Raw genomic sequence first — 6822 nt, 5'->3', positions numbered from 1 at the left:
TTTGAAAATATCTTCATTAGAATTAATGTGGCACTCATGTAATCCCTCTCTGTGCCCCATGAAAAGCTTCATTCCATATGCTTTGAAGTCAAAAATTGGCATGCTAGGGACCTCATGATGCTTTGTTATATCCTCTTCTTCTAAATATATTTCTAAATTCAATTCTGAAACAAGTTTCCATGAATCAGCAAATGTAGAGTAGAGATTATAACCTCCTAACATATGCTTTGCCTGCTCATTATTGAGCCAATCATTACGTAAAAAAGCTAGTCTGAATAAAGCTGTATGTTCTGGATGGACCTTTTCTAGTTTGCTTATAATTCTATCCATCCTAATAGAACATATTTCACCATTATGAGAAACCAGAAATAGTACTCCTAAATATATATAGCCATCTAAAAAACCAGGATGTATATTTAATTTGATAGGTCTCATAATTGGCTTCTTTCTATTCTCATTCTTATAGGACGTGTAACCACGTTATTTGCCTGCCATTTATCTAATAGCTCCGAGCTTGGTCTATGTTCACTAGAATTAACAGGAAAACCATGATAAACAGTATTTCCATTAGTAGGCACACGAAACATAGCCAACCTCTCTCCCTCTGTTCCCAATGTTACCTTACCGTTCTCAACTATAGAGAAGAAGGCTTGCTGCTCGAAACAAAGCCAATCATTTTCATCCGCACACTTAAACACACCAAACTCTTCATTCTCTTCCATACTCCAGCGATTCTTACCTTTCATAGGTTTAGCTCTTAGCCTGTGATAATAGATCGATTCGTAAAAATTCGCCTTTGATGTAGGGCCATAGTAGCCCTCTTTAGTTTTTGCGTATTTTGAGAAAGAATAGTTCATCTATAATTAAAAATAATAAAGCTATTTAATGCATTAACCTATAATAGGGCCATTCATACTATGAACCAGACACAATCCCTTGTAAGACCTTCCTAATCCGCTTCTCCAGCACTGCCCCATCTTCAAACTGCTTTGCAAGTTCCTCCGTCAGCGCTTTCATCTTTTCTTCAAAGGGCACGCCATCCCCCTCTTCGGCTTCGGAGCCTACATACCGACCCGGGGATAAGACAATTCCCCCTGCTTCTACTGCTCACCTTCAAGCCTTTTTTCTACTCGTTGGTCGCTTTCGCTTTTACCTGTTGAAAAAGCTCGGCCGGGTTAACAATCGGCAAGATCAGGTGGCTATGCCGGGTACCACATACACTGCGGGCCAATAAGGCCCGCAGGTGGCTGATGGCAATACTGAGCATGGTTATTGCTATCTGGTCAGGCAACTCCAGCCGTTCTTCTTCGCCCTGCTTTACCGCAAGGCTTTTCAGGTTTTCTACTTTATAGTCAGTACGCACCTTGCCTCCGGCTAAGAATCTGGCAGGTTCATCGGGCAGGTTAAAGCCTGCTTCCACGGTGAAGCGGACCATTTCCTCGGCCAACTGGGGTTCAACGCTCAGGGTGATGTTCAGCCCGGCCTCTTTTCCTTCCGGCAAGCTCACTTCTTCGTTTACATAAAAGCCTAATTCGACTATACCGGCAATGCTTAACCCAAGGTTTACCTTCTTCTTTTCCATGGGATCAGGCAATTTGCAGGGCGTCGAAGCTACTGCTTTCCAGGGCTACTTCCATAGGGTATGGGCTAATGGCCGCATTCAGCTGTACCGATACAAAACCATTGTTTTGCATATAGTCCAGCTTCTTTTCCTGATGCTGGCTGTAGGCTGCTACGCTTTCCTGCAGATTGACTTTAGGGGCCACCCCCAGCGCAAGGCTAAGTTCTATGAGCTTTGTTAAGGAGAAGTTGAAGTTGCCGTTTACGATTTGGGAGATATAGCCTTTGCTCACCCCTAACTCTCTGGCAAGCGCCGTTTGGTTAAGGCCCCGCTCTTCCATATAGACATGCACCATACGGAAGATATCATTCTGAATTCTTTCCAGCCAGTACTCGGGAGTTTGGTACAATTCTTCTCTTGAGATCATGCTTGTTTGCTATTTAAGTAAGCTTCCTTCAGCTTGCGAAACTTTTTAATGTCTTTTGGCTGCGTGCCTTTCTTGCCGGCCAGGACTACGATCCGTCCCCTATGCTCTTCGTGAATCAGGTATACCCGCAGGTGTTTGGTTTTAAGCTCGTATTCCTTGACCGGATCATTTTTTGGCGTTAAATCCCGGCATTTTGTTTGAGGCATCGGGTTTCGCATCTCGGCCATTTCCTGCATTCTCACCTGAACGGTCACCAATTCACTGCTCAGGTTACCTTCGGTGCGTATTTGCGCTTCAAAAGCCTCAAATTGGCTTTCTCCGTCTATGGTAAGAAAGAAAAATTTAATCTTACCTTTTATCTCTTCTATCTCTTGTAACGCAAATATAGCCATATAGTTTAGTTATAACTAAACACTTCAGGGTTTAATTCTGAATACTGCGCACGTCAAGGGGCTCCAGTTCATGCAGAACAGGGCTTAAAATCCTAAACTGTCTAGATTTGCCTTTATCCTGACTTCCAGCGCTGCCCCCTCCTCAAACTGCTTTGCCAACTCCTCCGTCAGCGCTTTCATCTTTTCTTCAAAGGGCACCCCATCCCCCTCTTCGGCTTCGGAGCCTACATACCGGCCCGGGGATAGGACAAAGCCGTTCGCTTCCACTTCTGCCAGGCTGGCGGCTTTGCAGAAGCCTTCCACATCGGCATAGGTGCCACCCAGGTTGCGCCACTGGTGGTAGGTGTCGGCAATGCGCTCAAGGTCTTTGTCTTCGAACACCCGCAGGCGGCGGCTGACCATATGGCCCAGCTTGCGGGCGTCGATGAAGAGGATCTCCCCCCTGCGCTCCCGGTGCTCTCCATCCTTACCATCGCGGTTGCGGCTCAGGATAAAAAGGCAGGCGGGTATGCCGGTGGTGAGGAAGAGCTTGTCGGGCATTTGCACGATGCAGTCTACCATTCCTCGCCGGATCATATGCTCCCGCACGTTGCGCTCGCCGGCGCTGCCGGTGGTCATGGCGCCGTTGGCCATCACCACACCGGCCGTACCCCGTTCGCTGAGGTGGTGCCAGAGGGTCTGGAACCACATGTAGTTGGCATTGCCGGGGGTGGTAAATTCTTCCTTGGCCCCGAACAGGCGCGGATCGTTCTCGGGCAGCAGCTCGGGATGCCAGTTGGAGATGTTAAAGGGCGGGTTCATGAGGGCATAGTCGGCCTTCAGCTGCGGGAAGCGGTCCTGCAGCAGGGAGTCGCCCAGCTTTACATCGAAGGAGAGGTTGCGCAGCAGCAGGTTCATTTTGCAGAGGCGCAGGGTGCCCTCGTAGCGCTCCTGTCCGTAGATGGAAATATCGTTGCGGTCGCCGCCATGGGCCTGCACAAACTTAAGGCTCTGCACAAACATGCCGCCGCTGCCGCAGGCAAGGTCCATGATGCGGCCCCTGAGGGGTTCGATCATCTCTACCAGCAGGCGCACCACCGAGCCGGGGGTAAAGAACTGCCCCGCGCCGGAGCCTTCGGCCTGGGCAAACTTGCCGATGTAGTACTCGTACACCCGGCCGTAGATATCGCTTTCGGGATTGTTGATCTCCGAGAATTTCTCTTTGGAAAAGAGGTTAATAAGCCCGGCCACCTGGGTGGGGCTCAGCTGGCTGCGGACAAAGATGGGCTCCAGCACCCCCTTATAGTCGGGATTGCGGCGGGCCAGGATCTCGTCGAGCAGAACAAAGGCCTGGTCTACCTTTACCTTGATGTCGTCCTGCTCGGCCCGTTCCCGCAGGTACTCCCAGGTGGCTTCCCGGGGCAGGCGGTACACGTTTTTGGCCTGGTACTCCAGCTCGTCTTCCAGCACCTCGCTTTGCATCTGGGCATCAATGTTATAATAGTCGCTGCCGGGCACAAAGAAAGAAAGCTGCAGCTCCTGCCGGCGGATCTCGTAGCGTTCGGAGAGGTGCTTGACAAAGAGCAGGGAGAGCACATAATCCTTGTACTGGTTTTCGGCTACGGCACCGCGCAGTTCGTTGGCGGCATCCCAGAGTTCCTTTTCAAAATCGATATCGGCCTTGGGTTTGGCCTGGGGAGAGGGCTTTTTGGACATTAGGTTCTTACGCCTGGTTGAGTGCATTCCCAAGGTAAGGAAGATTTGGGAAAGGTGGGAAAGAGGGGTGGGGAAATTTGTTAGCACATTTATTAGCTATCACAAGCAGCCCAACACAGAAATCAACTCTTTCACCGTCTTGAAAATAGCGAAGTCTTGCAAATCACCCCATCTTTTTCCAATTTAAGCAGATGGCAGGCAGGCTTTGGTCTGCTCCTTTTTTCAACAGCCGGGCATAGCCCTTTTTCACCTGACCTATGCGTGCACAGCCCTCCCCCCTTAAACTCTTTGACTTTTCTCTTTTAGAGCTGCAGTACAGCATGCTGCTTCAGGAGGAGATCCATCCGGATACGGATCTTTTGGCGCTTTTCGACCAATACCCCATCGATGTGGAATTTGAGCAGCAGCACTCAGACAACAACCATATCGAGCTTTTTATAAAGGTGGAGGTGAACCTGGGCCGCAAGCCGCTTCCCGGACTGCAGCTGCTGGGTGTTGGACTGGCTGTCTTTGACATTCCGGACGCTGAGCGCCTGGCGCCGGCACTGCTCGACAACCTTCGCCACTTTTCAACGCTCAGCATTTGCATCAACTGCATGCGCAGTGAATTCAGCAATGCCACCGCCAACTGCCCCCTGGGCCGCTATATCCTCCCCTCGCTTGATGTAGGCAGCCTGCTGGTACCCCAAAAAGCGAAAACGGTGAAACCGGTGAAAAAGGCACACATGAAGGTGAGCCGCAACCCCAGAAAATAGTAGACCTGTAGGAGTTAAAGGGATTAGCGCCTGAAAGCAGGTAGTCCCTGATGGACCTCAGCCTCATTCCCGCAGTTGGTCAGTGCCCCCGGGGCCGGCCCCTATCCGGTGGCACCTGATCCAATGCCCGGATCTGCTGCCGGTAGGCAGGGGGCAAAAAGATTCCCTTCAGCAGCCACTCCAGGCCCAGCCGCCGAAAGCCCTTGTAGAGCAGGAGTACGGGCCCTAGCAGTGATCTCCTTCTGAATCCCAGCATCTGCCCCACTGTCAGGGGAATCACTAACCGTTGTGCCTCCAGCAGGATCCGGTAACGAAAAGCGCCCAGGTGCAGGCGATATTGCCGGTACAGGTCCTGGCTAAAGGGGCTGAACTCCAGATGCTGCTGCAGGTGGGCCTGCCGCAGGGGCAGCCAGTCGGTATAGCTGAGGGTAAGATCGGGAATGGCCATGCGCCTGCCCAGCCGGTAAAAGACGGCGTACACCTCTTCCTTTTCGACGATCGTCAGGGGCCGTTCTACCAGCTCAAAGGAACGGATGGAGTAGTCGATGAGCAGGAAAAGCACATCCCGGTAGGCCCAGGCGGGGATGCGGGCCCCTCTTGCCGACTCTACCCCTGTATGGATGGCGGTGATCTGATCGATGGCCCGATGGGCAGCCTGTTCTTCGGAAAAGATGATCTGACGGGCATAGTCCACGGTTGTAAACAGGCGCCCCAGCGGATCGGCCGGCAGGCGTCCGGTAAAGTAGAGCCAGTCTACGGCCTTATTGAGCGCAAACTCGGCGGCCGCCCCGGCAAAGATGAACAGGATGGTATCCCCCTTTCCCCAGATCTGGCGCACCACCGAGTCTTGTTTTACAAAATAGTCCATATGCTACTATAACGCCGCGTGCTGGCAATCAAATGCTCCTCCAGCAAGATACCCCCATTTTTTATCCCCGAAAGGGAAGGGTCAGGCAGACCAGGTATCTCTTCCAAATGGGCGCTGCAGCAAAACATCCGCTTGCCTGTTAAAGCTGGCCTTGCTCTACCCATGGGTTTATCAATCATGGGCTCATCTGCCTGTAAAGGGGGTGCTGAACCGGGGACACAGGCACCTTACCCCCCTACAGGATAGGGCCACCAAATGCCCTGTACACTACTGATTACCAGCACCTTTACCCCTTGTTTCAGCAAGCCAAAACACCTGCAAAAAGCAACTTATTTACCCCGATTTTTTGTTTTAGTAGTATGAAAAAAGCATTTGAATCGATACCATATACCCCTCTTGAGCAGAAGGAAAACCAGCAGGCCGACATCCGGCAAAAGTCGATCCCGGCCCAGGTGTTTCTGAACTACTTTACCGCCATCAACTACCACATTCAGCACAATCAGGAGCCCGGTCTGCAGACGCTTCCCTTCTTTCAGCAGCTTCAGCCACTTCAGCTAAATACCGATGATGAAGTAGCGCTGCGCAGGCTGCTGCTCAGCTGCTGGAGTACGGAGTTTGCCCTGCGGTCTACCGCCGAGCTGGGCAATGCCGATTACCTGCGGTACGCCCTGCACTGGACCTTTCCCCAGGCTTACTATACGGTGCTGGCCGGCCTGCAGGCCTTTTTGCTGACACTCAACTTTCGCAGCCGCAACCCGGAGGCCATTGCCCGGCAGCTTGGGCGCCTGGTGCTGCAGCGGGCCTATCCGCGGGCGGTGGGTTACTATGCCGCCGGTCCCTATCCGGAGGTTAGCCTGCACCGCCTGCCCCTGAGCGGCTATAAGGCAGGCCTGCAGATTCCGGAGCAGGAACTGGATGCCCAGGCCCAGATCGGGCAGTTTCTGCGCACCAGCCGCCGGCTGAAGGCCCAGGCCATTCGCCGGGAGCTGCAGAGCAACCCGCAAACGGCCCTGCGAAGCCCCAAGACCGGCAAGATCCTGGAAAAATGGAACAAGAGCCACTGGCAGCAGATCAGCTGGCGGCTGGGCTATACCACCTACTTTGATCTGCTCAGCCGCCTGCGC

9 protein-coding genes are annotated in these 6822 nt (G+C 52.3%); 2 read left to right on the top strand and 7 right to left on the bottom strand.

Annotated features, from left to right (window positions below; genetic code table 11):
• From ADICEAN_RS22450 to ADICEAN_RS19820, 6 genes are all read right to left on the bottom strand, one after another.
• Nucleotides 1-435 (bottom strand): hypothetical protein (locus ADICEAN_RS22450; RefSeq protein ID WP_152426539.1); only part of this gene is annotated, 435 nt, incomplete at its 3' end.
• Nucleotides 432-857, bottom strand: a complete 426-nt coding sequence (locus ADICEAN_RS19840; RefSeq protein ID WP_161622740.1) for a hypothetical protein — start codon at nucleotides 855-857, stop codon at nucleotides 432-434. The genes ADICEAN_RS19840 and ADICEAN_RS22450, both read right to left, overlap by 4 nt.
• Nucleotides 858-1126: 269 nt before the next feature.
• Nucleotides 1127-1582 carry a hypothetical protein gene (locus ADICEAN_RS19835; protein ID WP_009197453.1) on the bottom strand — a complete coding sequence of 152 codons (456 nt, stop codon included), beginning with the start codon at nucleotides 1580-1582 and terminating at the stop codon, nucleotides 1127-1129.
• 4 nt (nucleotides 1583-1586) lie between these two features.
• Nucleotides 1587-1988 (bottom strand): helix-turn-helix domain-containing protein, encoded by a 402-nt coding sequence (locus ADICEAN_RS19830; RefSeq protein ID WP_009197452.1) that lies wholly within the window; start codon nucleotides 1986-1988, stop codon nucleotides 1587-1589.
• Nucleotides 1985-2380 (bottom strand): hypothetical protein, encoded by a 396-nt coding sequence (locus ADICEAN_RS19825; RefSeq protein WP_009197451.1) that lies wholly within the window; start codon nucleotides 2378-2380, stop codon nucleotides 1985-1987. The genes ADICEAN_RS19830 and ADICEAN_RS19825 overlap by 4 nt, the downstream gene beginning before the upstream one ends.
• 84 nt (nucleotides 2381-2464) lie before the next feature.
• Nucleotides 2465-4075 (bottom strand): type I restriction-modification system subunit M, encoded by a 1611-nt coding sequence (locus ADICEAN_RS19820; RefSeq protein WP_009197450.1) that lies wholly within the window; start codon nucleotides 4073-4075, stop codon nucleotides 2465-2467.
• A 257-nt stretch (nucleotides 4076-4332) separates the two neighbouring features.
• Here ADICEAN_RS19820 and ADICEAN_RS19815 point away from each other — a divergent pair, with 257 nt between their 5' ends.
• Complete coding sequence (locus ADICEAN_RS19815) at nucleotides 4333-4830, top strand: hypothetical protein (protein WP_009197449.1); 498 nt, start codon at nucleotides 4333-4335, stop codon at nucleotides 4828-4830.
• 79 nt (nucleotides 4831-4909) lie between these two features.
• On the opposite strand, the gene ADICEAN_RS19810 is transcribed toward ADICEAN_RS19815, so the two are convergent.
• Nucleotides 4910-5698, bottom strand: coding sequence for an oxygenase MpaB family protein (locus ADICEAN_RS19810; RefSeq protein WP_009197448.1), 789 nt, complete (start codon nucleotides 5696-5698; stop codon nucleotides 4910-4912).
• Between the two features lie 359 nt (nucleotides 5699-6057).
• On the opposite strand from ADICEAN_RS19810, the gene ADICEAN_RS19805 reads away from it, so the two are divergent.
• A partial coding sequence (locus ADICEAN_RS19805) for a hypothetical protein (RefSeq protein ID WP_040398441.1) occupies nucleotides 6058-6822 on the top strand: 765 nt, incomplete at its 3' end.

It is taken from the genome of Cesiribacter andamanensis AMV16, from assembly GCF_000348925.1.
In the GTDB taxonomy this organism is placed as follows: Bacteria; Bacteroidota; Bacteroidia; order Cytophagales; family Cyclobacteriaceae; genus Cesiribacter; species Cesiribacter andamanensis.
The sequence above is the reverse complement of the archived record's forward strand: the minus strand, read 5'-3'. Positions and strand labels throughout refer to the sequence as shown.